Here is a 26,238-nt window from a genome sequence, read left to right on the forward strand (position 1 = left end):
GTTTACCGCAGACCCGAGTCCGCCAGCTCACGGGCGACGAGCGCCGGGTCGCGCACCTCGACCCCCAGCAGGACCTCGCGGACGGCCTCCGCGGCCTCGGGAATCAGCGAGGCGAGCCTCGTGGAATCGGGTGCCGCGAGCGCCGCCCGCACGTCGTCGCCACGAAGGGACGCGACAGTCCCGGACAGCAGCGCGAGCACCTCGGCCGTGTCGCGGGCTCTCGCCACGTATCCGACGTCTGCGTGCGCGAGGACGGCCAGGAAGTCGGCGACCTCGCCGATGGTGTGTCCGCTCGCGAGGCCCGGGATGCGGCCGGCGTCCGCGAGTTGCTGCGCCGTCTCGGCGAGACCGGGGTCGTCGCTGCCGTCGATCGTGACGAACACCGCGAGCGGAGACGGCAGCCGGAGCGCCACCGCGTCGCCGAGCTGGCCCGCGGGGCAGTCGACGTGGAAGCGGACCGCCTCGTAGGAGGCCTGCTCGCTGGTGCGGAGAACGGCGGGGTCGACGTCGAGACCCACGATGACGCGGCCGGCGTCGGTCCCGACGGCGTCGAGCAGTGCGGACGCCGGGACCACCCGCGGTCCGAGTGCGCCGCCTGCGGCCGGGCTCGAGTCCTGGGATCCGCTGAGAAGTTCCGCGAGCAACGACTGCGGTCCGCGTGATCGCGGGACACCGAGGGAGAGAGGTATAGCCACCTCCCCACCGTAATGCCCACCTCGTGGACCGGAATCGTGTCGGGGTCTTGCCATCGCCGACTCGGCCACATTAGGTTAGGATTACCTCAGTATCGCGGAACCCTGAAGGAGGCTCCATGCCCGTCACGACCACCGGTCCGTCCACCGCCGAGCGTGTGCGTAGCTCGTGCGCACGGACCCAGGACGCGGTACTCGCCGTCGAAGGCAGCGCACCGACCGTCACGTCGGTACACCACCTGCGGTCCAGCGGCGACGTCGTCGTCGCGGTTCCCACCGAATCGGCCGCCGCCACGTTGTCCTGGCTCGCCGGTGGCGGCGGAATCCCCGCCGTGCTGGAGCTCACCGACAACTCACCGCTCGCGCTGCGTGAGCCCGTGCGGTCGCTCGTCTGGCTGCGCGGCAACCTCCACGCCCTCTGCGAGGCACACACCCGGACGCTGGCCGACGAGGTGGCGTCCGAATACCCGCACCCCGGACTTCTCGACGTCGGGCACGATGCGACGCTGCTGCAGCTCCGCCTCGAATCGGCGGTGGTCGCCGATTCGAGTGGCGCCGAACCCGTCGCCCTCGACGACCTGCTCGCCGCCCGGCCCGACCCGTTCTGGGAAATGGAGACCGCCTGGCTCCAGCATCTCGACGAGGACCACCGCGACCTCATCGACATGCTGTCCCGCAAACTGCCGCCGCACATGCGACGCGGACGTGTCCGCCCCCTGGGCATCGACCGGTACGGGCTGCGACTGCGCGTCGAGAACGATCACGGCGATCGCGACATCTGGATGCCGTTCTCGGCGCCTGTCGACGACACCGTCGCGCTGAGCAGGGCGATCCGACTGCTGGTGGGATGCCCGTTCGTGAACGGACTCCGCGCGCGCGGCTGATCGGTATTCCGGTTCGGCGCACGCTAGCGTGTGGCGCGTGATCTCGCGTGCAACGCTCGCCTCCTGGATACGGCCTGCCCCACCCGAACCGGCGGCTCCGCCGGCCACCGGGAGCGAGCGGCGGGCCCTGTGGATCGAGATCACGATCGTCCTGCTCGTCACGTTCGGGACGAGCGGACTGTCGGGACTGCTGTCACTGTCCGAATCGCTCCTGACCCCCGGAAACCTCGCCGATCAGGCCGTCGCCCTCAACGTCTCCCGCGCGGAGAACCAGATCATCGACATCGCCCGGCAATTGCTCGGCGTCGTGAAACTCCTCGCGTGGGCTGCGCTGGGCCTGTACCTCCTGTGGCGCAGCGGCCTCGGCCCGCGCGCCGTCGGGCTCGGCCGGCCCCGGTGGCGTCCCGACGCGACGCAGGGTGTCGGGCTCGCCGCGCTGATCGGTCTGCCCGGGCTCGGCTTCTACCTGTTGGCCCGCGCGATCGGCGCCAATCTCACCGTCGTCCCGAGCACCATCGGGGATCACTGGTGGCGGCTGCCGGCCCTGATCCTGTGGGCGATCGCGAACTCCGGCGCGGAGGAAGTGCTCGTCGTCGCGTATCTGATCACCCGGCTGCGGCAACTCGGGTGGAGCGAGAATTCGTCGCTGCTCGCGTCCGCGGTGCTCCGGGGGACGTACCACCTCTACCAGGGTTTCGGTGGCGGGCTGGGCAACGTCGCCATGGGTCTGGTGTTCGGCCGGTACTGGCAGAAGACTGGACGGTTGTGGCCTCTCGTGATCGCCCACGCCACCATCGATTCGGTCGCGTTCGTCGGCTACGCCGCACTGCGCGGGCACGTCGGCTGGATTCCGTAATCCGGCCGGACCAGTAAAGTCGTGCGGGTGACCGGCGACGCCCCCTACCCTCCGCTGCCGCCCCGTCCGCCCCGGCGGACGCAGGGCGGGCAGCAGGTGCCGCCGCCCCCGAACCGCCGAATGCCACCACCTGACCAGCGGGTTCCTCCGCAGACGCGGCGGGTGCCACCGCAGGGTCCCCCGCAACAGGGACCTCCTGCGCCCCGCCCGCGACACCCCGCTCCCCGGCAGGGTCCCCCGGCGCCTCCGCCGGAGGGCACCCAGGTGATCCGCCGCGACGGACGCGGAGCCCCGCCGCCGCCCCAGCAGGCGTGGTCGCAGGCCCCCGAACCGCAGTTGTCCCGGTCGGCACCGCCGCAGGGACCGCGCGGCTACGCGCCCACCCAGACGCCGCAGCCCTACCGTGACGCGCCGCCACCGCCGCCTCGGGTGCCCGATCGGCGTCCCCCTCGCACGCCACCACCACCGCCGCCGCTCGCACCGCCGCGGTCCCCGGAGCCCCCGGGGCAGCGACGCCCCAAGCGTAAGCGGAACTGGGGCCGTCGCATCGGCATCCTGTTCCTGGTGCTGGTCCTGGCGCTCGCGGGCATGACGTACTACCTCGACAGTTCGCTGAACCGGATCGACGCGCTGGCCGACTACCCCGGCCGGATCGACGACACCCCCGGCACGAACTGGCTGCTCGTCGGTTCGGACAGTCGCACCGGGCTGACGCCCGAGCAGGAACAGCAGCTGTCGACCGGCGGCAACAGCGGCCCCGACCGCACCGACACCATCATCGTGGTGCACGTCCCCAGCGGGGGCGGCCCGGCGACGATGGTGAGCATCCCGCGCGACTCGTACGTGTCGATCCCCGGCTACGGCGAGGACAAGATCAACGCGTCGTTCGCGTTCGGCGGTCCGCAACTGCTGACCCAGACGGTCGAGGAGGCCTCCGGTCTGCACATCGACCACTACGCCGAGATCGGGTTCGGTGGTTTCGCCGGCATCGTCGACGCGATCGGCGGCGTCGACATGTGCCTGGACACCGCCATCGACGATCCGCTCGCGGGGATCAACCTCGCGCCCGGCTGCCAGGAATTGACGGGGGCGCAGGCCCTCGGCTTCGTCCGCAGCCGTGCGACCGCGCTCGCCGACATCGACCGGATGAACCATCAGCGGATGTTCATGGCGGCGTTGATGTCGAAGGCCACCAGTCCGGCGACGTGGCTCAACCCGTTCCGCGTCTGGCCGCTCGTCACCGATACCGCCGCATCACTGCGTGTCGACGAGAGCGACCACATCTGGCACCTCGCCGCACTCGCGTGGGCGGTACGCGGCGACATGATCACCACGACCGTTCCCGTGGGCGGTTTCGAGGACGTCGACGGTGCCGGGAATGTGCTGCTCTGGGATCACGACCGGGCGTCGCAGTTCTTCGACGCGCTGGCGAACGACCGTCAGGTCCCGGCCGAACTGGTCACCACCGGACCGTGAGGCACGGCCGTAAACTGACACCCATGTCTCAATCGGCGACGAAGACCCCCAGCGAGTTCCATGCCCTCCTGCTGCAGCAGATCCGCAACGAGTTCACCGCATCCCAGCAGTACATCGCGGTGGCCGTCTATTTCGACTCGCACGATCTCCCGCAACTGGCTCGCCGGTTCTATTCGCAGGCCGCCGAGGAGCGTGGCCACGCGCTGATGATGATCCAGTACCTCATCGACAACAATCTCCGAGTGACAGTCCCCGGCGTCGACGACGTGGTCACCGATTTCGATTCGGTGCGCGCCCCCGTCGCCCTGGCCGTGGAACGGGAACGCGTCGTCACGGAACAGATCACCAAGCTCGCCCGGACGGCCCGCGACACCGGTGACTACCTCGGCGAGCGGTTCATCCAGTGGTTCCTCGAAGAACAGGTCGAGGAGGTCGCGAGCATGCACACCCTGCTGACGATCGTCGAACGCGCCGGCGACAACCTGTTCGACATCGAGGATTTCATCGCCCGCGAGATGAGCGGGAACTCGCCGATCCGGCCGGGTGCGCCGAAGAGGGCGGGCGGCGGCGTCTGACCCTTTCGGGTCAGCAGCGGGTGGGCGCCGGTTCGCCGCGGAACCGCGCGGCCACGTATTCGTACGCGTCGGGAAAGCCCACCACTGCCGTCGTCATGTGCTCGGAGATCTCGTACGGGACGAACGTCAGTCTGGCTCCTGCGGCGCAGTAGCGGTGCGCGGTCTCGGCAACCGAATCGAACGGTGTCAACCCGTCGAGGGTGCCGTGCCACAGGTAGAGGGGCGCGGTCGGGACCCCCTCGAAGTACCGCAGACTGTTGTCGCGCAACACCTGGTGCGCGCCCGAACTCGCCATGAGGCTGGTCGACGCGGCCAGCTGTCCGGCGCTGCGGAAGGCGCCGTGAAACAGCAGGAACCGGCGGCATTCGTTCGACATCCACTCGCGCAGCCACAGTCCGGTCGCGTTGAGCTGCGACGAAATCGGTAACTGTTCCGGGTATTCGCGTTCCAAGCCGATCGCGGCAGCGAACGCGAGCCCGAACCCCGGGTGCGGATTGAATCCGAGGCCCTGGGCCATCTGTTCGAGGTCCGCGGGAATCCCGCCCGCCACCACCGCGTCGAGTTTCAGCTCCGGCGCATAACTCGGGGCCAGCGCCGCCGCCCACGCGCTGGCCATTCCCCCACCCGAATACCCGGCCAGCGCCACGGGGCTGTGCGACAACCCCAGTTCGGCCACCCGCTGCACCGCCCGGACGCTGTCGAGGGTGATCATGCCGCCGAGTTTCGCGGCACCGTAGGCGCCGGTCGGGCCGAGATGGTCGGGCACCGAGACCGCCCAGCCGCGTTGCAGACCCAGATACAGGCCCGGCGACTCCTGCAGTTCCAGGTTGAACAACGACCGCGACGGGGCACATTTGGTTCCGAGCGAATTCACGATGGCCTGATACGACACCAGCGGAGGATTCGCGACACCGCGGGGAAGCAGAACCGTGGTGACGGCCAGGATCGGATGTCCCGTCGAGTTCGTCGACCGGAACGCGATCTGCCACCCGTCCGAGTTCGCGTACATCCAGGTGTCGATCCGGCGCGTCCGGACGACGTCGCCGGGACGCAGGACCCCGAGGTCGGGCGGAGCGAGATAGAAGGGGTCGGGATCCGGCCACGGATACAACGGTTCGGCCTGCGCCGGGGCGGGAATAGTCGCCCCCAGAAAAAGGGCACCGAGGATCAACGCTAGCCACGTACCGGATCGTCTCAACATGTGCCTGCCCCTCCGCACCGTCGGAACGCTGTGAATTTTATACACGGGCGAGGCCCCGCCGACGCCGATTGCCCCGTTCCCGTCGGAGATCCGTCGCCAGTTCAGGTTAGGGAAATGACATCAAAATGGTCCCGAAATTAGGTTGACTTTAGTTTGGGCAAGCTTCCCAAAATTAGGTTCAACTTGGATGACACCCGCTCTGACCAGCGATATTATCCATTTCATGACTTCGACTGACGCGCACAAGACGAAATTCCACGCTCTGCTCCACGACCAGATTCGCAACGAATTCAACGCGTCACACCAGTACATCGCGACTGCCATCTATTTCGACAATGCGGACCTGCCGCAGTTGGCCAAGCACTTCTACAAGCAGGCCGTCGAAGAGCGCAACCACGCCATGATGATCGTCCAGTACTTCCTCGACCGCGACATCTCCGTGGAACTGTCGGGTGTGGACGCGGCGAAGGGCCAGTTCGACAACGCTCGCGAGCCGATCGCCCTCGCCCTGACGCAGGAGCAGACGGTCACCGAGCAGATCGTGCAGTTGGCGAGCACCGCCCGCGAGGAGGGCGACTACCTCGGCGAGCAGTTCATGCAGTGGTTCCTCAAGGAGCAGGTCGAGGAGGTCGCCAGCATGACGACGCTGCTGACCATCGCCGACCGCGCGGGCAGCAACCTGTTCGACCTCGAGGAGTTCGTCGCACGTGAGATGAGCGGCCCCGCAGACACGTCCGGGGCACCGCACGCAGCCGGCGGTTCCATCTAGGCGGCTCCGCCACCCGTGAGTGGTTGACGAGTCTCTGTACTCCTCAACCACTCACGAGCCCGAAGGGCCTATCGCAACGTGACCTGACGGCCACGCAGTCCGTCGCGGGCGCGTCGCTCCTCGGTGGTGAGCGGCGCGTCGACGGCGAGTGCTTCGGCCAGGCGCTGACCGAGTTCGACGGTGGCGGCGGCCCACTCGTTCGCATGCTTTTCGCGGTCCAGGTCGAACACCGGGACCAGCAATCCGTGCGTCCGGAACGACCCGGCGTAGCGCGAACCCTCACCGAGGTGCAGGCCGCCGGTCGCGTGCACGCGCGCCAGGGCCAGCATCAGATCATCCTCGTTCTCCGGGCGCACCCAGCGGATGTGCGCCTTCTCGCCCGCATCGACCCACCACGCCGCGACGACGCCTTCGGCCTCGACTCGCGCGGACGGCATGATCGCCGCATTCGCGTGCTGCACGGTGGTCGCGACCTCGGGGGCCGGCTCCACACCTTCGGGGATCCACCAGTTGAAGTCCTGGTGCACCGTGATGTCGAGGGGTGCGTCCGCGTCGATCACGTCGGCCAGTGCCGGCGTCTCGGATCCGGGGTTGGCGGAGGCCAGCGATTCGCCGGCTGCGGCGTCACGGACCCAGGCGACGGACGCGGCCAGATCGGCGCCGAGATCCGCGGAATGCGCCTGGACCTGCACACCGACGAACCCGGTGGCACTGTCACCCTCGTCGCGCACCAGCGCCGCGACGGCACCCGGCAGCACGGTCGCGAGCGTCACCGGACGGGACGAATCCTTGACGGGCAGCGGGGCGGTCGCCGACGGGACGAACTCGCGCAGCGCCACCAGATCGCATTCGGCGGCGAGGCCTTCGAACGGCCGGGTCACGGCCGCTGCGGCGCTCTCCCGTTCCGCCTGCCGCTGCGCGAGCTTCTCGGCGCGGGCACTACCGGGCTTCGGACCACTGTTTCTCTTGCTCTTCTTTGCCACGACGCCAAAACCTACACGCCGACGCCGGTCCGGTCAGGACGCCAGCCACTTCTTGGTGCGGCCGGGGTGGTTGGTGGCCACCCAGCTGACCCCGAGTTCGCGGCACAGTTCGACGTCGCTGCGGTTGTCGACGGTCCAGCAGTACGTCGCGCGCCCCGCGGCCGCGGCCTTGTCGACCATGTCCGGGTGTTCGTGCAGCGTCTTCACCGACGGACCGACCGCGGTGGCGCCGACGGTGGTCGCGGCTCCCCCGCCGAGGTACCGGGCGGATTCTCCGAGCAGCACGGTCGGGAGCATCGGCGCCGACCGGCGGATCCGCCACACCGCTCCGGCGGAGAACGACATCACGACTGCGCGGGAGTGGTCGGCGGACGGAGGTGCGGCGATGCCGAAGCGTTGCAGTTCGGCGAGCACCTTGCTCTCGACGAGGCCACCGAAACGCACGGGATGCTTGGTTTCGATGAAGAGCTTCACCGGGCGCGCCGACCAGTCCAGGGTGAGCGCGATCAGCGCGCTCAGTTCGAGGAGTTCGGCGGGTTCGTCTTCCGTGCCGTAGTTGAACTCCGCCAGCTCCTCGAGGGTCATCTCGCTGACGACGCCGGTTCCGGTGGACGTCCGGTCGACGGTGCGGTCGTGCACGCACACGAGGTGGCCGTCGCGGGTGAGCCGCACGTCGCATTCGAGCCCGTCCGCGCCCTCTTCCAGCGCCAGCTCGTACGCGGCGAGCGTGTGTTCCGGCATGGCCGCGGATGCGCCGCGGTGCGCCACCACCAGGGGGCCGCGCCGGTCGGGGCTCACGACGCGACGGCTTCCCGGTCGCTGGCCTCGGATGTCTTCTCCGCGGATTTCTCCGCGTCCGTCTGCGGCGGCGGACCGGTGGCGATCACCCAGCGGGTGACGGGTTCCTTCGCCCCCTTCAGCGTCCGGCCCTCGAGCCGTCGGAGCACCATCAGTGCGAGTACGGCGGTCGCGGAGGCGACCAGCGCCGTGAAGGCGGCCAGCAGGACACCGTCCGCCATGGCCTGCAGTCCCGGCCTGGACCGCCAGAACCAATTGAAGACGACGAGCACCGCGCCGAAGACCCACAGGCTCCACCAGGCACGGACCAGCAGGACCGCGCGGGGGTCGCGGCGGATCACCTCGAGCAGGTACACACCCGGCATCACCAGGTTCAGGCCCGGCACCGCGCACCCGACGATCACCTCGGTGGGGGTCCGCGGGTCGGACGTCTTGGCCCGGGCGAACGTGCGGCGACGCATCCGCAGCAACCAGCACACTCCGCCGATGCCCGACAGCAGTGCGAGGAGCATCCCGCCGGCCTGGCCGAGGAACACCGCGATGTCGGACACGGCGAGCAGGGTGGGATCGATCAGCCGGGTCCGATTGCGGAGGAGGACGGCGTACCGGCCAAGTTCGGCGATGACGGCGAACGCGTACAAACCGGCGGTGAGGGTGAGGAAGGTGGCCGCCTTGCCGGCGAGCAGTTCCGGCCAGTCGCGCCGCGAGGAGGGGGCCTCGACGTGATCGTGGAGTCCCCAGCGGGGGATCTCGGTGTAGTGCGGGGTGGGGCCGGCCGTCGGCGCCTCGGCCGCGAGACCGCTCCTCCGCAGCGGGGATCGCGCGATCCAGCGGAACCCCCGGCTCGCGGGTGGCTGGTGCTGGTCGGTGCGGACGGGGGCGAGCAGCACACCGTGGCAACGCGGGCACCACTGCGCCGGGGAGCCGAGGACCGGCCACCGAGCCGCGCATCGCGCACACACCTGAACGACGACGCTCATGCCCTCCGCACCCACTTCACATTGCCGATTCTGTCACGACCCGCGAATGCGGGCAGCCCACGACCGAATCGTCCTTTTTGGGGAGAATGTGTGAGCTGCACCACGCGAAATGCCGAGTTATCCACAGTTTCCACAGGTTCATACACAGTTATGGACAGTGTGAGTAGTGCTCATACACAGGTCAGAGCGCATGCGAATCCGCGATTGTTGACAGCTTCGGATGAACGGTCCACAACGGTGGATGAACTTGACATCGCAGCTCGGTGAACAATCGGGCTCGGTGACCGACGGCTCGGCCCGGAATTACCCCTCCAGTTCGGATCGCCCGCGAAGCGACCCGAGAACTCCGGACCGGCCGTCGTCTCCCCCACCTGTGCCGGGCGAAAATGTCCCGACACTTGATCTGACGCAGCCCGGCGCGGTTTGGTTCCACCCGATCTGTAATCTCGGAAAACGATGACGGACGACGTCGGATCGCGGTGGCACCTCGGGCCCGCCCGTGTCCTCCGGGTGGCCGCCGCCCTCGTCGTGGTGCAACTTCTCGTGCGGACGTGGGTGGCCGCCCACAGCGACTTCTACTGGGACGATCTGATCCTCGCCGGACGCGGCGGAAGCCTCCCGCTACTCTCCGCCGACCTCCTGCTCTACGACCACGACGGTCATCTCATGCCCGGGGCCTTCCTGGTTGCGGGTATCGCGACGCGGGTGGCGCCGTATCAGTGGATCCTGCCGATGCTGACGATGATCGCGTTGCAGGCGGTCGCGTCGTATGCGGTCTTCCGCTTACTTCGCACGATCCTCGGTCTACGACCCGTCCTGCTGGTTCCGCTGGCGATCTATCTGTTCTCTCCGCTGACCGTGCCGGCGTTCGCCTGGTGGGCGGCGGCGCTCAACGCACTGCCCCTGCAGATCGCGCTGGCCTGGGTGGCGCGCGACGCCCTCGAACTGTGCCGAACCGGGCGGCGGCGGTACGCGGTCTCGGGCACTCTCGTGTTGATCGCGTCGCTGCTGTTCTTCGAGAAGTCCGTCGTGGTCCCGTTCGCCGCGTTCGCGACCGTGGCCCTGCTCGCGCACGTCGGCGAGCGGGAGCGGCCGGTGCGGTCGACGCTACGGCGAGGAGCGGCCCTCTGGATCGCGTCGGCGGCGGTGCTCGCGGTGTGGGCGGTGTTCTACTTCTCCACCGTCGCGTCGCAGTGGGAATGGGCGGGTGCGTCGCGCGCGTTCGAACTGTTCCACCACGGCACCTCGCTCGGGCTGCTGCCCACGCTCGTGGGGGGGCCGTGGACCTGGGATCGGTGGATTCCGAGTCCGCCGTGGGCCTCCCCGTCGACGGCGCTGGAGGTGGTCGGCTGGGTGGTCCTCGTCGCGGCGGTCGTCGCGACGATCCGGCTGAAGCGCCGCATCGGCTGGGTGTGGGTCCTCACGGCCGCGTACTTCCTGCTGTCGGTGACCGCGATGGTCGTCACCCGCTGGGGCGCGGACACCACCTACGAACTCGCGCAGACGCTGCGCTACTACACGGACACCGCGGTGATCCTCGCGATCGCCGTCGCGGTGATCGCCCGTGCTCCCCGCCGACGAGCCGACCCCGTCCGGGTGCGGCCGCTGGTGGCCGTCGCCGCCGTGGCCGCGTTCGTCGCGAGCAGCCTGTGGTCGACGTACACGTTCACCCGCAGTTGGGAGGAGAACCCGACCACCGCGTACCTCGCGACCGCGCGTGCGTCGCTCGCCGAACGGGATGACGCGCCGATCCTCCAGCAGCCCGCGTCCATCTGGGTGCTGTTGCCGGTGGCGTACCCGAACAACCTGGTGAGCCGGGTCTTCGCCCCGCTGCGCGACCGCCCCGAGTTCTCCGACAGCACCCCCGACCTCAGGATGATCGACGACGCGGGTTCGGTGGTCGACGCCCAGGTCACGTGGGTGCGCGCGATCGATCCCGGATCGGTTCCGGACTGCGGGCACCTGGTCGACCAGCGCAGTTTCGTCCCGCTTCCCCTGGACGGGCCGCTGACCGGCTGGGAGTGGACTGCGCAGCTGAACTACATGGCCACCGCGGACGGTGAGATCGCCGTCGCCATGGAGGTAGGCAGCCCGGTGCGGGTGCCGGTGCACCGCGGCCCGAATTCGGTGTTCGTGCGACTCACCGGCGGCGGTCAGAGCGTGCGGGTGAGCACCCTGACCCCGGACCTGTCGCTGTGTATCGGCGCGGGCCCGGTCGGGGTCGTCGTGCCGAAGTAGTTACCGCCCGTACCGCGACCAGGCGACGCGGGCACCGGCCGCGCCGACGATCGCGGCGGCCACGTCGTCCCAGCTCGCAGCGGGCAGCCCGAGCTTCGCGAAGAGGGAGCGGCGCGGCCCGGTCATCTCGAGGGTGGCGTCGGGGAACCGCTTCTCCACCACCTCGCGCAGGGTGCCGATCCCGTCGACGATGCCGAGTTCGACGGCGCGGCGTCCCAGCCAGACGTCGCCGTTGAACAGCTCGGCCCCGTCCGCCTTCAGCTTGTCCCCACGGCGGCCGACCACCCAGTCGCGGAACTCGTCGTGGATGCCTTCCTGGATCTGTTCGAGCCACTGCACGTCCTCGGACTTCTCCGCGAAGAACGGGTCGAGGCGGGCCTTCGCCTCGCCGGCCGAGTGCAGCCGCCGTTCGATGCCCAGCCGGTCGATCAGTTCGGAGAACCCGAAGCCCGCCGAGATCACACCCACGGAGCCGACCACCGACGTGGCCGTCGCGTAGATCTCGTCGGCCGCGCAGGCCAGCCAGTAGCCGCCGGACGCGACGACGTCCTCGCAGAACGCGAGCACGGGCAGTTCGTGTTCGGTGGCGAGCTGACGGATGCGGGCGGCGATGTATTCGCTCTGCGTCGGCGACCCGCCGGGGCTGTTGATCAGCAGCGCCACCGCTTTTGCACCGTGCGTGGTGAACGCGCGTCGCAACGGTTCCTCGACGGATTCCGCGCTCAGCGCACGCCCGAAACCCGCTCCGCCGGAAGCGATCATCCCCTGCAGTCGCACCACCGGCACCACGCCGGCGCCGGAGCCTCCGAACGCGTCGGGCAGCTTGTCGGCCAGCGGTTTCGGCAGGTTCAGTGGGATCTTGGCCATGAAATCAGCGTACCGATCACGGATCGGGCAGAGTGGTTCACATGGAGTTGCGAATCTTTACCGAACCCCAGCAGGGTGCCACGTACGACGATCTTCTGGCGGTGGCGCAGGCCGCCGAGCGTTTCGGATACGGCGCGTTCTTCCGGTCGGATCACTACCTCGCCATGAACACCGAGGGCCTTCCCGGACCGACCGATGCGTGGATCACGCTGGCGGGTCTCGCCCGCGAGACGTCGACGATCCGTCTCGGCACCCTCGTCACGTCCGCGACGTTCCGGTATCCCGGGCCGCTGGCGATCTCGGTGGCGCAGGTCGATCAGATGAGCGGCGGCCGCGTCGACCTCGGCATCGGCGCCGGCTGGTACGAGGAGGAGCACCAGGCGTACGGCATCCCGTTCCCGCCGCTGAAGGAGCGGTTCGAGCGGCTCGAGGAGTCCCTCGCCGTGATCACGGGGCTGTGGCGCACTCCGCTCGGCGAGACGTTCTCCTACGACGGGACGCACGTGACGGTCAAGGATTCGCCCGCACTCCCGAAGCCGCGGCAGCCGCAGGGTCCGCCCGTCCTGATCGGCGGCACCGGCAAGAAGAAGACCCCCGCGCTGGCCGCGAAGTACGCGGACGAGTTCAACGTCCCGTTCCAGGCCGTCGACGAGACGCGGGACGTGTTCGAACGGGTCCGGCTCGCGTGCAAGGCGATCGATCGCGACCCCACCGAGTTGGTGTATTCCAACGCGCTCGTCCTGTGCTGCGGGCGCACCGAGGAGGAGATCGCGAAACGCGCCACGAGCATCGGACGCGAGGTGAGCGAGCTGCGGGCGAACGGACTCGCCGGGTCGCCCGCCGAGCTCGTCGACAAGATCGGCCGCTACGCCGAGGCCGGGTCGCAGCGGATCTACCTGCAGACCCTCGATCTCGGCGACCTCGACCACCTGGAATTGGTCGCCAGTGAGGTCGTTCCGCAACTGGGCTAGGCGAGCTCGAGTTCGGCGGCCACGACGACCGGAAGATCGAGGGGCAGCGCGGCCACCCCGATCGCCGTCCGCGCGTGGTCGCCGATGTCCGGGCCGAACACGTCGAGTACCACCTCGGAGAACCCGTTGAGCACCGCGGTCGTCTGCTCGTAGCCCGGCTCGGCGTTGACGAATCCCGTGACGGTGAGCCACGCACCGATGCGGTCGAGATCGCCCACCGCACGACGGACGCCCGCCAGGACCGCGAGGGCGGTGAGCCGGGCGGAGTGCGTGGCGTCGGCGGCCGACACGTCGGTGGGAACGGACCCGAACGGTCCGGCGGGTGTGCCGTCTTCGGCGAGCGGCCCGTGACCGGACACGAGCACCCTGCGGCCGTGCACGCGTACCCAGCTGAACGGCAACTCCACCCCCGGGGGCAGCTGGACGGCGCGGGGCAGTACCAGCCCCAGATCACGTAGTCGGGACTCCGCGCCCATCACTCCTCCGCTCGACGAGGACCCCGGTCATTCGGCGTGCTCAGCAGCATTCCATTCCCTTTCCACCGGTGGAATGCTCGAAGTACGACCGGAACGGCCGTGACTCGAGTGCGCCGGAGGTTGTCACGGGTTTTGCGGAAGAAGTGGTAGTGGGTCGATTCTACGAGGAGATGGACGCGATCTCGATCCATCGGCCGGCCGACCGCAAGATCGTCGAGACCTGGCAGGTGTGGGACACGCTCGGATTCCTTCAGCAGCTCGGCGCGGTCCCCGCGAGCTGATCCCGGCACGCCCTCGGGAGGGTGCGATGAAGTACGTGATTACCTGGACGCTGCGTAATGGTGGGTCCGCCGCCGAGAACGAGGAAGCTGCGCGGCGGAGCCTGGAAGTGTTCGCGAGATGGACGCCGGCGGAAGGGGCGACCTTCCATCATTTCCTCGGTCGCCTGGACGGAACCGGGGGATTCGCCTTCGTCGAGGCGGATGACCCGAACGACGTCTTGGACGGCCCGACGAAATTCGGACCTTTCTTCGAGTTCCACGTCTATCCTGTCGCGGATATCGCCGTCACCACGCAGGCTGCGCAGCAGGCGGTCGAGTTCAGGGGCTCGATCAGCTGAGCGGGCTCAGTGCCGGGTGGTCGAATCCAGGAACTGGCGGAGGTCGCGATCCCACTGCGCGTCGCGGGCGCGGTTCAGGGAGGCGCGGCAGATGAGGAAGCCGGACAGCGCGATCATCATCACCGCGAACCAGGTGAACATCCCGGCGATCACGCCGGCCACTCGTGCCGCCGACGGCGACATCGGTTCGGTGGTGAGGTTGCCGTCGGCGTTGACCCAGATGTCTTCCTTCGTTCCCGAAGGCGTGGCGGGGTCGACCGTGATGTCGGCGTGGCGGGTTTCGTTGCCCCACGTCCATTTGGCGGGGGCGGTGTCGACGCCCGACGGTGCGACATCGGAGGTGACGGACACGCCGGTGGAGTCGGCGAGCGTGGTGGCGGAGACGGTGCGGTAGTCCGCGACCTGCTTCTCCGCCAGCGTCAGTTGACTGTCGATGGTCCGGGCGCCCACGAGGATGGCCAGGGGAAGCATCGCGAACGCGAGCACAACGACCGCGAGGGTGAGCATGTTCTCGATCCGGTCCGAGCGCCGGAGTAGCGGGTTCTGCCCCTGACGGGCCGACCGCTTACGCAGCCCCCGTGCTTGAGAGTTGTTCCACATTCCGGATCCGGTCCTCTCGCCGACAATTCCCTACCATCCAGGGTCGTACGCAAGGCAAACAAGATCAAGTCAATCCGGTGTGTCTTTGGGCACTGTGCCGTAATACACTCATCTGCTCCCCGCCATCTCACGATGCTCCTTGGGGCTCACTCCGCGCACGCGTTTGAACGCCGCACTCAGCGCGAATGCGCTGCCGTACCCCACCCGCTGCGCCACCGTCGCCACCGTCGCGTCCGGTTCGCGGAGCAGATCCGCGGCCAGGGACAGCCGCCAGCCGGCGAGGAAAGTCATGGGCGGTTCGCCGACGAGGTCCGTGAACCGTCGCGCGAGGGCAGCCCGCGACATGCCGGTTTCCGCGGCGAGCGACTCCACGGTCCACTGACGGGAGGGGTTGTTCTGCAGGATGCGCATCGCCTTGCCGACCACCGGGTCGCTCTGCGCCCGCACCCACGACGGCGCCTCGGCCGCCGGCCGCGCGAACCAGGCGCGTAGCACCGCGATCAGCAGCAGGTCGAGCAGACGGTCGAGCACCGCTTCCTGTCCGGGTTCGTCCCGCACCACTTCGTCGTGCATGAGGGTGACCAGCCGCGAGTCCCAGTCGGCGCGGCGCTGCACGACGAGTTCCGGGAGCGCGGTCAGCAGTCGCATGCTGATCTCGCCCGGGGTCTGGTACGTCCCGGTCAGCATGACCGTGCGGCCGTCCGCACTGTTTCCCCAGGTACGCACCCCGAGGTCCATCGCCTCGGCGAGCGGTTCCCCGCGGAGCGTCGTGCAACTCTGGTCGGGGTTGATGATCACGTGCGGCGGGGTGTCCGGATGGTCGGCGACGACGTAGCGCTCGGGTCCGCGAACGATCGCGACGTCACCCTCGGTGAGCTGCACCGGGTCGCCGGTGTGCGGAAGGATCCACGCCTCTCCCCGGCCCATCGCGACGAGGCTGAGCGGCGCGTCGTCGTCGATCTGCAGCGACCACGGCGGTTCCATGATCGAGCGGAGCACGAACGCGCCTGCGGCACGGGGACCACTGATGAGACCGGCGAGGGGATCCACACATCCAGCGTAGACGCTCGCGTATGGATCAGCGCGTTTCAACCATGGAAAGTCTCGGCATCGCCGTCTTGACTGAAAGACATGACAACGACACCGCACACACTCGTCCTCACCGGCACCGGCAAGGTCGGCAGCCGCGTCCTCGCCCGGCTCGCCGCCGCAGAAGTACCCGCTCGGAGCGGCTCCCGCTCCGGCCATCCCCCGTTCGACTGGGAGAACAGGGACACGTGGCGGCCCGCACTGGACGGAATCACCTCGGTGTACATCGCCTACTACCCGGATCTCGCGGTGCCGGGAGCGGCGGAGGTCGTCGAGGAGTTCGCGGGCCTGGCCGTCGCGAACGGCGCCCGGCGACTCGTCCTGCTCTCCGGTCGCGGCGAAACCGAGGCGGAGCGCAGCGAACTGGCGATCCGCAAGGCGGGAGCCGAGTGGACGATCCTCCGGTCCAGTTGGTTCAGCCAGAATTTCAGCGAGAGCTTCATGCTCGACTCCCTGCTCGCCGGCGACCTCGCACTGCCCGTCGACGGGCGCGTGCTCGAACCCTTCGTCGACGCCGACGATCTCGCCGAGATCGCCGTCGCCGCACTGACCGGGGACCGCCACGCCGGCGAACTCTACGAACTGACCGGACCGCGGTTGTTGTCGTTCGGTGACGCCGTCGCCGAGATCTCGGAGGCAACGGGTCGCGAAATCCGATACACCCCAGTCACTTCGGAAGAGTATTCGACGGCCCTGGCCGGGCAGGGGGTACCGTCCGACGCGATCGGCCTGCTCACCTACCTGTTCGGCGAAGTGCTGGACGGGCGCAACGCATCACTCACCGACGGGGTGGAACGCGCTCTGGGGCGCGCGCCCCGCGACTTCACCGACTACGTCCGCGCCGCAGCAGCGGCCGGTGTCTGGAGGGTCTGACCATGGAGCGTTATCTGACGGTCGTCACGGCGGTGGGCGCCGGCGTGGTGGGCGGCGTGATGTTCGCGTTCTCCACGTTCATCATGACCGGGCTCGGTCGCCTGGAGCCGGCTCAGGGCATCGCGGCGATGCAGGCGATCAACCGGGAGGCGCCGAACTTCTGGTTCATGACGGCGTTGTTCGGCACCGCACTGACGTCGATCGTGCTCGCGGTCGTCAGTGTGGTGCGGCACGACGGTTCGGCCGTCTACGCGGTAATCGCCTGCGCGCTGTATCTCGTGGGGATCGTGCTGACCATCGTCTATCACGTGCCGCACAACAACGCGCTGGACGCGATCGATCCCACGGCGGCCGACTCGGCGGCGTACTGGCGCGACTACGTGTCGGGATGGACCGGGTGGAACCACGTGCGCACCGTCAGCGCCATCGCGGCGTCCGCGGTGCTGACGTGGTCCGCGACCCGCGGTTGAAACCGGGGGCTACGAGGGCGGCAGGATGTCGGTCTGCGCCGGCACCTCGTCCTGCTTCAGCAGCCCGACCGGGCAGCTGACGCCGGTGGCGTGCACGGGGCAGTAACCGCCGGGGTTCTTCGCGAGGTACTGCTGGTGGTAGTCCTCGGCGTAGTAGAACTGCGTGAGCGGGGCGATCTCCGTGGTGATCGCTCCGTACCCGGCTTCGGCGAGCCTCTTCTCGAACGCCTCACCGGTGGCCTCGGCGATCTCCACCTGCTGTTCGTCGATCGTGTAGATGGCCGAACGGTACTGCGTTCCCTGGTCGTTGCCCTGCCGCATGCCCTGTGTGGGGTCGTGGTTCTCCCAGAACTCCTTGAGGATCTCGGCGTACGAGATCACCTTCGGGTCGAAGACCACGAGCACGACCTCGGTGTGACCGGTGCGACCGGAGCAGGTCTCCTCGTAGGTGGGGTTGGGCGTGTAGCCGCCGGCGTATCCCACCGCGGTGGTGTAGACGCCGTCGAGTTGCCAGAACTCCTTCTCGGCGCCCCAGAAACATCCCATGCCCAGCACGGCGGTCTGCATGCCCTCCGGGAACGGGGGCTGCAAGGGGTGACCGTTGACGAAGTGCGTCGCCGGAACGGGAATCGGCTGACTGCGACCGGGGAGGGCGTCCTCGGCGGTGACCATCACGGACTTAGCGGCTGCTCGACCCAGAAGCTCGTCGTACCAAGACATGATTCGATGCTACGCGCGGTGCGGGAGTGGTCTCCTGGGCGAGCGCCGACTGTCTGCGCATCCGCTCGACGCGAGCGGTCACCCACCCCGTCGCGGGGACCTCCACCCACCGGTACATCGCCTCCGACACCAGTGCCGTCACCACGAGGAATGCGATCACCGCCCCGGTCTCGCCGAACGAGCCGACCGTGTGCTCGTACACGCGGTAGAGGATCAGCGTGTGGACCAGGTAGATCGCGTAACTGCGCGTCGCGGTCCACCGCACGACGGCCCAGTGCGCCGCGGGACCGTCGTATCGGGCCACCAGCACGACGCACGCGGTGACGACGGCGAACGTCCAGAGGTAGTGATCGCCGGCCCAGTAGACCCGGAAGTCGGTGGCGAGGCGGATGACCTCGACCTGGGCGAGCCCGGCGACGACGATCCACCGGCAGTCCGCGAGCCGCGCCCAGCCGAGGTAGATGATCTGCCCGAGGAACACGGCAGGCAGCGTCGCGGCGATCTTGGACAGCATCGGGACCGTGTACGGCTGCGGCGCGTACAGGTTGTAGAGCAGGATCAGCGCGCAGAGCGCGGCACCGGCCATCGGCATCGCGATGGGCAGGGTGCGCAGAACGGGGCGCGCGGCCACGCAGGCGAGGTAGAAGAAGATCTGCACGGCGAGGGTCCAGGTGACCCCGAGAACCGCCACCTCGGGTTTGAGGAAGAAACCGCCGAGCACGAAACTCAGGGCCGCGTCGACATTCGACACCCCGTCCTGGCCGCTGAACATGCCGTTGATGCCGAGGCGGACCAGCACGATCGCGGCGAGAACGGCCACCCAGAATGCGGGCAGGATTCGTCCGAGCCGGTTGACCAGAAATTGCCCGGGTTCGTGACGAATGGCCGAACGGGTGATCAACACCCCGGTCAGCATCATGAAGACGGCGACCCCGAGAAAGGACAGATGCTGGTTGAGACCGCCCCGCTCGATGAAGATTTGATAGACGACGTCGATGAACCACCATCCGGTTCCGAGGTCGTCGATCAGATAGAACGAAATGTGCGAGTAGATCACGGCCAGAACTGCGAAAAAGCGGAGCAGGTTCGCGCCCGTGAGCTCCACACGCGGCGCGGCCGCATGCGAATCTGCAACAGGTATCAGCGAAGGCATCGCGTCAGCTTAAGGTTCCGTTCACCGCTCGGACGAATTCTCACGACATCCAGTGTCACCGCGACAGCCTTTTTTCGGGTGCCCGAACTTTCCTTTGCGGGAATCGCTCCGTGACCCCAACTGTTGCGCAGGGTGTACCAATGAGATTGGGTATATACCCGAGAACGATTCGCCAAAGGCGGGTGTCAGACGCGTGCCCACGTGTCGTCGACACCCGGAAACACAAGGGCTCACACGCCCATAGATGAAGGGACCCTCGTGTCTGTTTACACGCTGCCGGAACTCCCGTACGACTACGCAGCTCTCGAGCCGCACATTTCCGGCAAGATCATGGAACTGCACCACGACAAGCATCACGCCGCGTACGTGACCGGTGCCAACACGGCCCTCGACAAGCTGGCCGAGCTCCGCGAGTCGGACACCCTGCCCGCCGTGGTCAACCTGCACGAGAAGAACCTCGCCTTCCACTTGGGCGGCCACACCAACCACTCCGTCTTCTGGAACAACCTCTCGCCCGACGGTGGCGACAAGCCGACCGGTGAGCTCGCAGCCGCGATCGACGACCAGTTCGGCGGCTTCGACGCGTTCCGCAACCACTTCTCGGCCAACGCCAACGCCATCCAGGGCTCCGGCTGGTCCATCCTGGCCTGGGACTCCATCGGACAGCGCCTGCTCATCGTCCAGCTGTACGACCAGCAGGGCAACATCCCGATCGGCCTCACGCCGCTGCTGCTCCTCGACATGTGGGAGCACGCCTTCTACCTCGACTACCAGAACGTCAAGGGCGACTACGTCAAGGCATTCTGGAACATCGTGAACTGGGCCGACGTCGCCGCTCGTTTCGAGAAGGCACGCACGCAGACCGCGGGCCTGATCGTCTAGTTTCCGCTTCGCAGCCACGGGCGCACGGACCACTTTCGGGTGTGTCCGTGCGCCCGTGCTCGTTTCGGGTCCGGAATTCCTTCCGAGCAGGCCGAGCGTCCAATAGGCTTCGGAAGTGACCGAGTTCAGCAATCCCGCCCGAGACGACACCGTCGTCCACGCCTTCCGCGACGACGCGCTCGGCGACCTCGACGCCACCGGCCTCGCGGCACGGATCGCCGCCGGGGAGGTGTCGGTCCGGGAGGTGACGGAGGCGGCGATCGCGCGAGCCGAGTCGGTCGGACCCACCCTGAACGCCCTGGCGTTCGCCGACTTCGACCGTGCGCTGACGGAGGCGGACCGCCCGCACGAGGGTGTCTTCGCGGGAGTGCCGACCGTCGTCAAGGACAACGTCGACGTCGCCGGCCTGCCCACGCAGCACGGCAGCGTCGCCTTCGCCGCGCAGCCCGCCCGGGTCGACAGCGACTTCGTCACGCAGTACCTGTCCACAGGTGTTCTCTCGCTGGGGAAGAGTCGGCTCCCCGAGTTCGGGTTCAGCGCGTCCACCGAGTTCATGGACGCCGAGGCCGTGCACAATCCGTGGAATCTCGCGTTCTCGCCGGGGGCGTCCTCGGGTGGTTCGGCCGCACTCGTCGCTTCGGGTGTCGTGCCGATCGCGCACGCCAACGACGGTGGCGGATCCATCCGCATACCCGCGGCCGCGTGTGGGCTCGTCGGCCTGAAACCGTCCCGTGGGCGGACGGTCCCCGACGCCATGGACAAGACGCTGCCGATCCGGATCATCGCGCAGGGCGCCGTCACCCGCTCGGTGCGGGACACCGCACGGTGGATGGCGGCCGCCGAACGCCACTACCGCAATCCGGCACTGCCACCCATCCGGTTGGTCGAGGGGCCGAGCAGCACCCGGCTGAAGGTCGGGGTGGTGGTCGACTCGGTCACCGTGTCCCGCACGGACGACGAGACCCGCAAGTCGGTCCACGCGACCGCCGATCTGCTGGCGGACCTCGGGCACCACGTCGAGGAGTGCCCGATGCCGGTGAACTCCTCGTTCGTCGAGGACTTCTGCATCTACTGGGGGTTCCTGTCGTTCGTCATCTCCAGCAACGGCAAGCGGATGCTCGGACCGGACTTCGACCGCGACGCCACCGACAATCTGACGCGCGGACTCGCCGCGATGTACCGCAAGAACATCGCGAAGACTCCACGGGTGCTCTACCGGTTGCGGCGCACGTACCGTGAGTACGCGCAGATCTTCCAGAAATACGACGTGATCCTGTCTCCCACCCTGGCCCACACGACGCCGGAGCTCGGATATCTTTCGCCGACACAGAGTTTCGAGGAGTTGTTCGACAAGCTGATCGCCTACACGGCGTTCACGCCGTTGAACAACGCGTCGGGCGGACCGGCCATCTCGCTGCCGATGCACGAGACGTCCCGCGGCCTGCCGCTGGCGTCGCACTTCTCCGCCGACCACGGCGACGAGCGGACGCTGCTCGAGCTGGCGTTCGAGCTCGAGCAGGCCACGCCGTGGCGTCGTATCCAGGACGCCCGCTGACGGTCAGGTCCTGCGCCGCACACCCATCCACACCACCGCACCCGCCAGCAGCACCGTCGTGATCCCGAAGCCGACGGCGAGGTGCTCGGCGGTGAGGATCGGCGACGGCGCGGACAGTGTGCGGGTGACCGCGACCGGTTCGGCGAGCACCGTCGCCAACTGGTTCTGCTGAGCGGCCGTGCGCACCGGCATCGCCGCGACACCGTTGTTGAGGTCGGTCGACAGCTGCCCGGACAACGTCTTCAGCTTCGCGAACCCGTCGACGATCTGCGAGGTGGCGCCTTCGAGCATCTCCGGTGCCTGATCGGCGATCGGGACGATGCCGTCGTTCAGCTGCCGCGCCCCGCTGCTCAGCTGATTGCTGGCGTCGGTGAGCTGACCCATCGCGACGCGGACGAGTTCGCCCAGATCCGTGTCGGGGCCGACTCCTCCGCCCAGCAGACCGGGCACCGAGCCCAGCTGCGCGGAGAACAGATCGAGGTCGGCACTGACCTGTCGGAGCGACGGGACCACGTCCGATGCAACGGGAGTGGCGTCGAGAACGCGGATCGCCTCGTCGATTCTGGTACGCATCTGGGTCGCGCTGTCGTTCGCCTCGCCCAGCGTCAGCCCCAACGCGCTCAACCGGTCCGCGAGGTCGTTGGCCGTCCCCGACGTCTGGTCGACCACGCCCGCCACCTGGTCGGCGACGCCCAGCAGTTGCACCGAGCCGGAACGCGCCGTCTCGAGATACGGGAGCAGAGTGTCGGCGCCCTCCGTGAGCTGTTGCGCCGCATCGTCCGCCGCGGCCGTCCCGGCTGCGAGGAATCCGGCCGTCATTCCCGCCTGCTGGAACCGGGTCCGCGACGAGGACATGTCCGCCAGCAGATCCGTGATGCCGTCCGCGCCGATCTGGGAGGACACCACTCCGGAGAGTTCCTCGGACGCACCGGTGTCGGAACCTGCGACGTCGAGGTCGAGGGTCGCCTGCCGCGGCTTTGCACCCCACACCGAGGACACCGCCTCGCTGAAGTCCTCGGGCACGGTCACCGTGGCGAACCAGTCGCCGCCCGCCGCCGCGTCCGCGTCGACCACCTGCCAGTCGAAGGCCTCGTTCGCCTCGAGCTTCTCGATCAGGGTGTCGCTCGCACGCACCGGTTTTCCGTCCACGGTCGCGCCGGCGTCGGTGTTGACGATCGCCACGGTCCGGCTGTCTGCCCCGCTGTCACCGAGGAACAGGTAACCGAGTCCCCCCGCGGACGCCAGCACCAACCCGGCCAGGGCGGCCGCGGCGACGCGCCGCGAAGTGAGGACCTTTCGCGTCGGCTCGGTTCGGGCGTGATTCGCGGAATTCCGTGCGCGCTCAGAGGTCATTCCGGTGAGGATAGGTGGCTTTCGTAGCGGCAGATTGTGACGATTGTGAGGATTCTCTGAGACCTCTACCCGGCCACGATCACCTCGTTCGCGGCCAGCGCGTCCGCGCGGGCCTGCAACCGCGCACGCAGGGTCTCGACTTCCGATGTGAGTTTCTCGGCGCCGAGCCCGTCGGATAGCGGTACGGCCCGCGCGATCTCGTCGAGGATCTCGACTGCCCGGCCACTGCCGAACAGTTGCTGGTACAGATCGCGGTACGCGTCCTCGTAGACGCTCGTGAAAGCCTCCGAGGCCAGGAACCGCTCCTTCAGCGCGTTCCCGCCACCTCCGCCGGGCATGCCACCACCGGGCCCGGCGCCGCCTGGATCTGCACCGCCCGGCCCGGCTCCGCCGCCCATCCCGATCGAGTCGTGCGGGCCCGCATCGCTGTTGCCGCTCAGCGCGAGGTTGAGATCCCAGGACACGACGGAGATTTTCTTCGTCCCAAGGTCGTACCAGAGATAGTAGTTCTTGCCCGGGCCCGCCATGTCGTCGCTGTTGACCAGCAGATTCTGGGTAGCGACATACCGGGCGAAGGATTCGACGTCCACCCGGTCGGCGAGTTCGGCGTCGAACTGCTCGTCGGACGCACCGTCCAGCCATTCGAGTAACGAGATGATCGGCTGCAGATCCTGCGAGCCTTCCGCGTTGATCTGGTCGAACTGCTCCGCGTAGGTGGTCTGGTCGTCGCCCTGATACGTGAAACGCGAGTTGGCGTCGGCCTTGTAGAGGACGCCGTCGCTGTCGAACAACGAGTTCGCATACCCGTCGTCCGGGTGCTCGAGAACGAGCCGGGTCTGCGTCGGCGACCCGTTCACGGAGTACGTGGTGTAGGCGTACCGCTGGGTGGCCTGGCCGGATTCGGCGGTCGACGACAGTGACACCGCCTCGTTCAGCACGGGCGAACCCGGCCGGACCGACAGCTGTGTCATCCCCTGGTACGCCCGCCCCGCCACGTACTTGTCGAAGTTGATCAACAGCGGCAGCGACGCCGGGTCCTCGGCCGACAGCGTGACCATGCCGCCCGGTCCGCCTTCGCCCCTGCCCTCCGGCATCGCCGTTCCCACGGGAGGTTCCATCCCTTCCGGGATACCGCGTTTCCCGCCGCCGGGACCGCCGGTGCCGCGGAGCCCCATCAGGGTCGAGTTGCCCTTCAGCCGCACTCCCACGTCCGTGACGAGGGTGCCGTCGATCGTGATGTCGGCGGTGATCCACGTCTTCTCGCCCTCGTCCCGGTATGTGGCGATCATGTCGTCGTAGTCGGACTGCGAGAACTCGATGCTCACGTCGTGTGCCGTCCCCGCGTCGAAGAAATCGACCGACCCGGCAACGTTCTCGGTGATGCGGGAGGCGATCACCGTCGCGTCGCCGGTGATGTACGGACGCACCCGCGCCTGACCGAACACGCCGACCGTCACCGCCACGAACGCGAGGAAGGCAGCGAGGATCTTCCAGTTCCGGCGGACCGGGATCGGCAGCCGGTGAACGAGTCTGCGGCGCATCAGATGTCGGTTTGGTCGTAACCGGTGAGAACGGTGACGCGCTGGCCGGTGTTGACCCCACTGAGCGCCGAGATGAGCTCCGCCGGTTTACGGCCCGGCTTCAGCTGCGCCGTGTAGTACAGCTCGGTGAGCGCACCCGACCGCACCGACTCCGTGCTCACCAACTCGAACTCCTTCGTGTAGTCGATCAGCACGTCCTCCACGAGGGCGGTGTAGCCCGACTCGGGCGGAACCTGCACCTTCACCACCTGCCGCTGCACGTCCAGCTTGAACATGTCGAACCGGCTCATCAGCACGAGCACGAGGCAGATCGCGACGGTGGCGGCGATGGCCAGCACATAGAACCGGGTGCCCGTGGTCATGCCGATGGCCATCACCAGGAAGATGAACCCGACGTCGCGAGTTTCCTTGATCGCGTTGCGGAATCGCACCACCGACAGCGCGCCCACGAGCGCGAACGCGCGGGCGATGTTGGAACCCACCACCAGCATGATCAGGGTGATCACCATGCCGACCATCACGAGGGTCTGGACGTAGGACTGGCTGTAGGAGACGTTCTTGTGCGTCAGGCGATAGACGTATCCGATGATCGCCGACAACACGAACGACAACGCGAGCGACACGACGATGTCGAACGTCGAGAACGTTCCACTGAGATCCTGGAGATCGAAATTCATGACAGGGTTCCTGTTTTCGCGAGGGTGCGGCCACGGTCGGCCGGGGCCGGGAAGAGCTCGTCGGGGATGTGCATGCGGGATCGGGGCGCAAGCCCGAAGGCCTCCACGCTCTGGCAGTATTTCGAAACCCGGACCACCGACATGTCCAGTCGCGCGGTGAGATCGGTGACCCAGTAGGGCACCCGCTCGTTGGCCTTGATCTCGACGATGCACAGGTGCGGCGGAATGATGAAGCGGTTCTCGGCCGGCGCCGCGAAGTGGAAGTCTCGGTCGCGACCGTGCACCCGATGGTCGATCGTGACGCGCAGGCCCAGATCGGCCTCCGTACCGACGAACGCTTCACGCAGGTACCCGGTGGTGACGGTCGGGCACAGGTCGAGGTTGCCGAGGAGCGTCGTCACCTCGTTCACGAACGGCCCGGCCGAGACGTCGTGGTCGATCGGCTGTCGTGCGTCGCACAACCGCATCGCATGCGAGTACGGCAGTTGGATCCGGCGTTTCTGGGTGACCCGATTGACGCGCTGCTTGATCTCCACGTAGACGGGGGTCGCCCCGGTGGCCTCCGCGGGAGGCCCGTACAGCCGCACTCGCAGTTTGCGGCGGAACTTCAGGCCCTCGATCTTCTCCCAGTAGAAGCGCAGATTCTGGGTGTCGTAGTACAGGCTGCTCACAGGGTATCCGCCCACCGGCGAGAATTCGTCGGACGCCATGTGCCCCGCGAGCGCGTCGCGAAGGCGTGGAACGTCCGACTCGTGGGCGAGGTACTTGATCTCGTATCTGTTGAACGCGTGCAGCGCGCTGGCGGTCTTCAGGTATCCGGACGCTTCCGGTTCGGGCGCGGACGATCCCATACTTTCAGCCTTTCGTCGGTGGGCTCTCCCACCTCAGCCGCCGCGCCTCGAGTAAACCTGCAGTAAAGCTGGCAGTTTTCTGTACGGCG

28 protein-coding genes are annotated in these 26,238 nt (G+C 68.0%); 13 read left to right on the forward strand and 15 right to left on the reverse strand.

Annotation, left to right across the window (positions count from 1 at the left end):
- Positions 1 to 2: 2 nt before the first annotated feature.
- On the reverse strand, positions 3 to 695 hold the full coding sequence (locus AZG88_RS30775; RefSeq protein WP_061700018.1) for a hypothetical protein: 693 nt from the start codon (positions 693 to 695) through the stop codon (positions 3 to 5).
- 116 nt (positions 696 to 811) lie between these two features.
- On the opposite strand from AZG88_RS30775, the gene AZG88_RS30780 reads away from it, so the two are divergent.
- The 4 genes from AZG88_RS30780 to AZG88_RS30795 all read left to right on the forward strand — a co-directional run bounded on the left by AZG88_RS30780 (position 812) and on the right by AZG88_RS30795 (position 4,483).
- A complete protein-coding gene (locus AZG88_RS30780; protein WP_061041709.1) occupies positions 812 to 1,576 on the forward strand; it encodes a DUF2470 domain-containing protein in 765 nt (254 codons plus the stop codon).
- A 37-nt stretch (positions 1,577 to 1,613) separates the two neighbouring features.
- Complete coding sequence (locus AZG88_RS30785) at positions 1,614 to 2,432, forward strand: CPBP family intramembrane glutamic endopeptidase (protein WP_061041738.1); 819 nt, start codon at positions 1,614 to 1,616, stop codon at positions 2,430 to 2,432.
- 264 nt (positions 2,433 to 2,696) lie between these two features.
- Positions 2,697 to 3,908, forward strand: a complete 1,212-nt coding sequence (locus AZG88_RS30790) for an LCP family protein (protein WP_231914265.1) — start codon at positions 2,697 to 2,699, stop codon at positions 3,906 to 3,908.
- Positions 3,909 to 3,931: 23 nt separating this feature from the next.
- Positions 3,932 to 4,483, forward strand: a complete 552-nt coding sequence (locus tag AZG88_RS30795) for a ferritin (RefSeq protein ID WP_037181758.1) — start codon at positions 3,932 to 3,934, stop codon at positions 4,481 to 4,483.
- 10 nt (positions 4,484 to 4,493) lie between these two features.
- Here AZG88_RS30795 and AZG88_RS30800 read toward each other — a convergent pair whose 3' ends face one another.
- Positions 4,494 to 5,684: a lipase family protein gene (locus AZG88_RS30800; RefSeq protein WP_061700020.1), complete on the reverse strand. Its 1,191-nt coding sequence runs from the start codon at positions 5,682 to 5,684 to the stop codon at positions 4,494 to 4,496.
- A gap of 223 nt (positions 5,685 to 5,907) precedes the next feature.
- Here AZG88_RS30800 and AZG88_RS30805 point away from each other — a divergent pair, with 223 nt between their 5' ends.
- The gene (locus AZG88_RS30805; protein ID WP_025431647.1) at positions 5,908 to 6,453 is read left to right on the forward strand and encodes a ferritin; all 546 of its coding nucleotides are present in this window, start codon (positions 5,908 to 5,910) and stop codon (positions 6,451 to 6,453) included.
- A 68-nt stretch (positions 6,454 to 6,521) separates the two neighbouring features.
- Here the strand turns inward: AZG88_RS30805 and AZG88_RS30810 are convergent, their stop codons facing one another.
- The 3 genes from AZG88_RS30810 to AZG88_RS30820 are packed head-to-tail and all read right to left on the reverse strand — an operon-like array spanning position 6,522 to position 9,214.
- A complete protein-coding gene (locus AZG88_RS30810) occupies positions 6,522 to 7,436 on the reverse strand; it encodes a DUF5926 family protein (protein ID WP_005248874.1) in 915 nt (304 codons plus the stop codon).
- Positions 7,437 to 7,469: 33 nt separating this feature from the next.
- Positions 7,470 to 8,234 carry a glycerophosphodiester phosphodiesterase gene (locus AZG88_RS30815; RefSeq protein WP_005248875.1) on the reverse strand — a complete coding sequence of 255 codons (765 nt, stop codon included), beginning with the start codon at positions 8,232 to 8,234 and terminating at the stop codon, positions 7,470 to 7,472.
- Entirely contained in the window at positions 8,231 to 9,214 is a 984-nt protein-coding gene (locus AZG88_RS30820) for a DUF4328 domain-containing protein (protein WP_061700022.1), read from the reverse strand. The genes AZG88_RS30815 and AZG88_RS30820 overlap by 4 nt, the downstream gene beginning before the upstream one ends.
- A gap of 456 nt (positions 9,215 to 9,670) precedes the next feature.
- Between AZG88_RS30820 and AZG88_RS30825 the strand changes: the two genes are divergently transcribed.
- A complete protein-coding gene (locus tag AZG88_RS30825) occupies positions 9,671 to 11,452 on the forward strand; it encodes a hypothetical protein (protein WP_061700023.1) in 1,782 nt (593 codons plus the stop codon).
- On the opposite strand, the gene AZG88_RS30830 is transcribed toward AZG88_RS30825, so the two are convergent.
- Positions 11,453 to 12,319 carry a S49 family peptidase gene (locus tag AZG88_RS30830; RefSeq protein ID WP_005248879.1) on the reverse strand — a complete coding sequence of 289 codons (867 nt, stop codon included), beginning with the start codon at positions 12,317 to 12,319 and terminating at the stop codon, positions 11,453 to 11,455. It lies immediately after the preceding gene.
- Between the two features lie 41 nt (positions 12,320 to 12,360).
- On the opposite strand from AZG88_RS30830, the gene AZG88_RS30835 reads away from it, so the two are divergent.
- Complete coding sequence (locus tag AZG88_RS30835; RefSeq protein WP_061700024.1) at positions 12,361 to 13,290, forward strand: LLM class F420-dependent oxidoreductase; 930 nt, start codon at positions 12,361 to 12,363, stop codon at positions 13,288 to 13,290.
- Here the strand turns inward: AZG88_RS30835 and AZG88_RS30840 are convergent.
- On the reverse strand, positions 13,287 to 13,766 hold the full coding sequence (locus AZG88_RS30840; protein ID WP_025431645.1) for a RidA family protein: 480 nt from the start codon (positions 13,764 to 13,766) through the stop codon (positions 13,287 to 13,289). The genes AZG88_RS30835 and AZG88_RS30840 overlap by 4 nt on opposite strands.
- A gap of 149 nt (positions 13,767 to 13,915) precedes the next feature.
- Between AZG88_RS30840 and AZG88_RS55160 the strand changes: the two genes are divergently transcribed.
- Together AZG88_RS55160 and AZG88_RS30845 are read left to right on the forward strand one after the other, a co-directional pair.
- On the forward strand, positions 13,916 to 14,047 hold the full coding sequence (locus AZG88_RS55160; protein ID WP_264297271.1) for a hypothetical protein: 132 nt from the start codon (positions 13,916 to 13,918) through the stop codon (positions 14,045 to 14,047).
- Between the two features lie 26 nt (positions 14,048 to 14,073).
- A complete protein-coding gene (locus AZG88_RS30845; RefSeq protein WP_005248883.1) occupies positions 14,074 to 14,385 on the forward strand; it encodes a DUF3303 domain-containing protein in 312 nt (103 codons plus the stop codon).
- 6 nt (positions 14,386 to 14,391) lie between these two features.
- Here AZG88_RS30845 and AZG88_RS30850 read toward each other — a convergent pair whose 3' ends face one another.
- On the reverse strand, positions 14,392 to 14,985 hold the full coding sequence (locus AZG88_RS30850; protein WP_061700025.1) for an Rv1733c family protein: 594 nt from the start codon (positions 14,983 to 14,985) through the stop codon (positions 14,392 to 14,394).
- 108 nt (positions 14,986 to 15,093) lie between these two features.
- Complete coding sequence (locus AZG88_RS30855; RefSeq protein ID WP_061700026.1) at positions 15,094 to 16,035, reverse strand: AraC family transcriptional regulator; 942 nt, start codon at positions 16,033 to 16,035, stop codon at positions 15,094 to 15,096.
- Between the two features lie 81 nt (positions 16,036 to 16,116).
- On the opposite strand from AZG88_RS30855, the gene AZG88_RS30860 reads away from it, so the two are divergent.
- The gene (locus tag AZG88_RS30860; RefSeq protein ID WP_061700027.1) at positions 16,117 to 16,947 is read left to right on the forward strand and encodes an NmrA family transcriptional regulator; all 831 of its coding nucleotides are present in this window, start codon (positions 16,117 to 16,119) and stop codon (positions 16,945 to 16,947) included.
- Between the two features lie 2 nt (positions 16,948 to 16,949).
- Positions 16,950 to 17,417: an anthrone oxygenase family protein gene (locus AZG88_RS30865; RefSeq protein WP_061700028.1), complete on the forward strand. Its 468-nt coding sequence runs from the start codon at positions 16,950 to 16,952 to the stop codon at positions 17,415 to 17,417.
- 9 nt (positions 17,418 to 17,426) lie between these two features.
- On the opposite strand, the gene msrA is transcribed toward AZG88_RS30865, so the two are convergent.
- Both msrA and AZG88_RS30875 read right to left on the reverse strand, forming a co-directional pair.
- Positions 17,427 to 18,137, reverse strand: a complete 711-nt coding sequence (gene msrA / locus AZG88_RS30870; protein ID WP_037204971.1) for a peptide-methionine (S)-S-oxide reductase MsrA — start codon at positions 18,135 to 18,137, stop codon at positions 17,427 to 17,429.
- Positions 18,097 to 19,290: an acyltransferase family protein gene (locus tag AZG88_RS30875; RefSeq protein ID WP_061700029.1), complete on the reverse strand. Its 1,194-nt coding sequence runs from the start codon at positions 19,288 to 19,290 to the stop codon at positions 18,097 to 18,099. Before AZG88_RS30875 ends, msrA begins: the two co-directional genes overlap by 41 nt.
- 258 nt (positions 19,291 to 19,548) lie before the next feature.
- Between AZG88_RS30875 and AZG88_RS30880 the strand changes: the two genes are divergently transcribed.
- Both AZG88_RS30880 and AZG88_RS30885 read left to right on the forward strand, forming a co-directional pair.
- Positions 19,549 to 20,172, forward strand: coding sequence for a superoxide dismutase (locus AZG88_RS30880; protein ID WP_005248891.1), 624 nt, complete (start codon positions 19,549 to 19,551; stop codon positions 20,170 to 20,172).
- Positions 20,173 to 20,287: 115 nt separating this feature from the next.
- Complete coding sequence (locus AZG88_RS30885; RefSeq protein WP_061041716.1) at positions 20,288 to 21,727, forward strand: amidase; 1,440 nt, start codon at positions 20,288 to 20,290, stop codon at positions 21,725 to 21,727.
- Between the two features lie 3 nt (positions 21,728 to 21,730).
- Here the strand turns inward: AZG88_RS30885 and AZG88_RS30890 are convergent, their stop codons facing one another.
- The 4 genes from AZG88_RS30890 to AZG88_RS30905 form a co-directional block, all read right to left on the reverse strand.
- The gene (locus AZG88_RS30890; protein ID WP_061700030.1) at positions 21,731 to 23,080 is read right to left on the reverse strand and encodes a hypothetical protein; all 1,350 of its coding nucleotides are present in this window, start codon (positions 23,078 to 23,080) and stop codon (positions 21,731 to 21,733) included.
- A 65-nt stretch (positions 23,081 to 23,145) separates the two neighbouring features.
- Positions 23,146 to 24,621 (reverse strand): CotH kinase family protein, encoded by a 1,476-nt coding sequence (locus AZG88_RS30895; protein ID WP_061700031.1) that lies wholly within the window; start codon positions 24,619 to 24,621, stop codon positions 23,146 to 23,148.
- Positions 24,621 to 25,298, reverse strand: a complete 678-nt coding sequence (locus AZG88_RS30900) for a DUF4956 domain-containing protein (RefSeq protein ID WP_061041719.1) — start codon at positions 25,296 to 25,298, stop codon at positions 24,621 to 24,623. The genes AZG88_RS30895 and AZG88_RS30900 overlap by 1 nt, the downstream gene beginning before the upstream one ends.
- Positions 25,295 to 26,149 (reverse strand): polyphosphate polymerase domain-containing protein, encoded by an 855-nt coding sequence (locus tag AZG88_RS30905; protein WP_005248896.1) that lies wholly within the window; start codon positions 26,147 to 26,149, stop codon positions 25,295 to 25,297. The genes AZG88_RS30900 and AZG88_RS30905 overlap by 4 nt, the downstream gene beginning before the upstream one ends.
- Between the last annotated feature and the right edge of the window lie 89 nt (positions 26,150 to 26,238).

Source organism: Rhodococcus sp. LB1, from assembly GCF_001583455.1.
GTDB lineage: Bacteria > Actinomycetota > Actinomycetes > Mycobacteriales > Mycobacteriaceae > Rhodococcus_F > Rhodococcus_F opacus.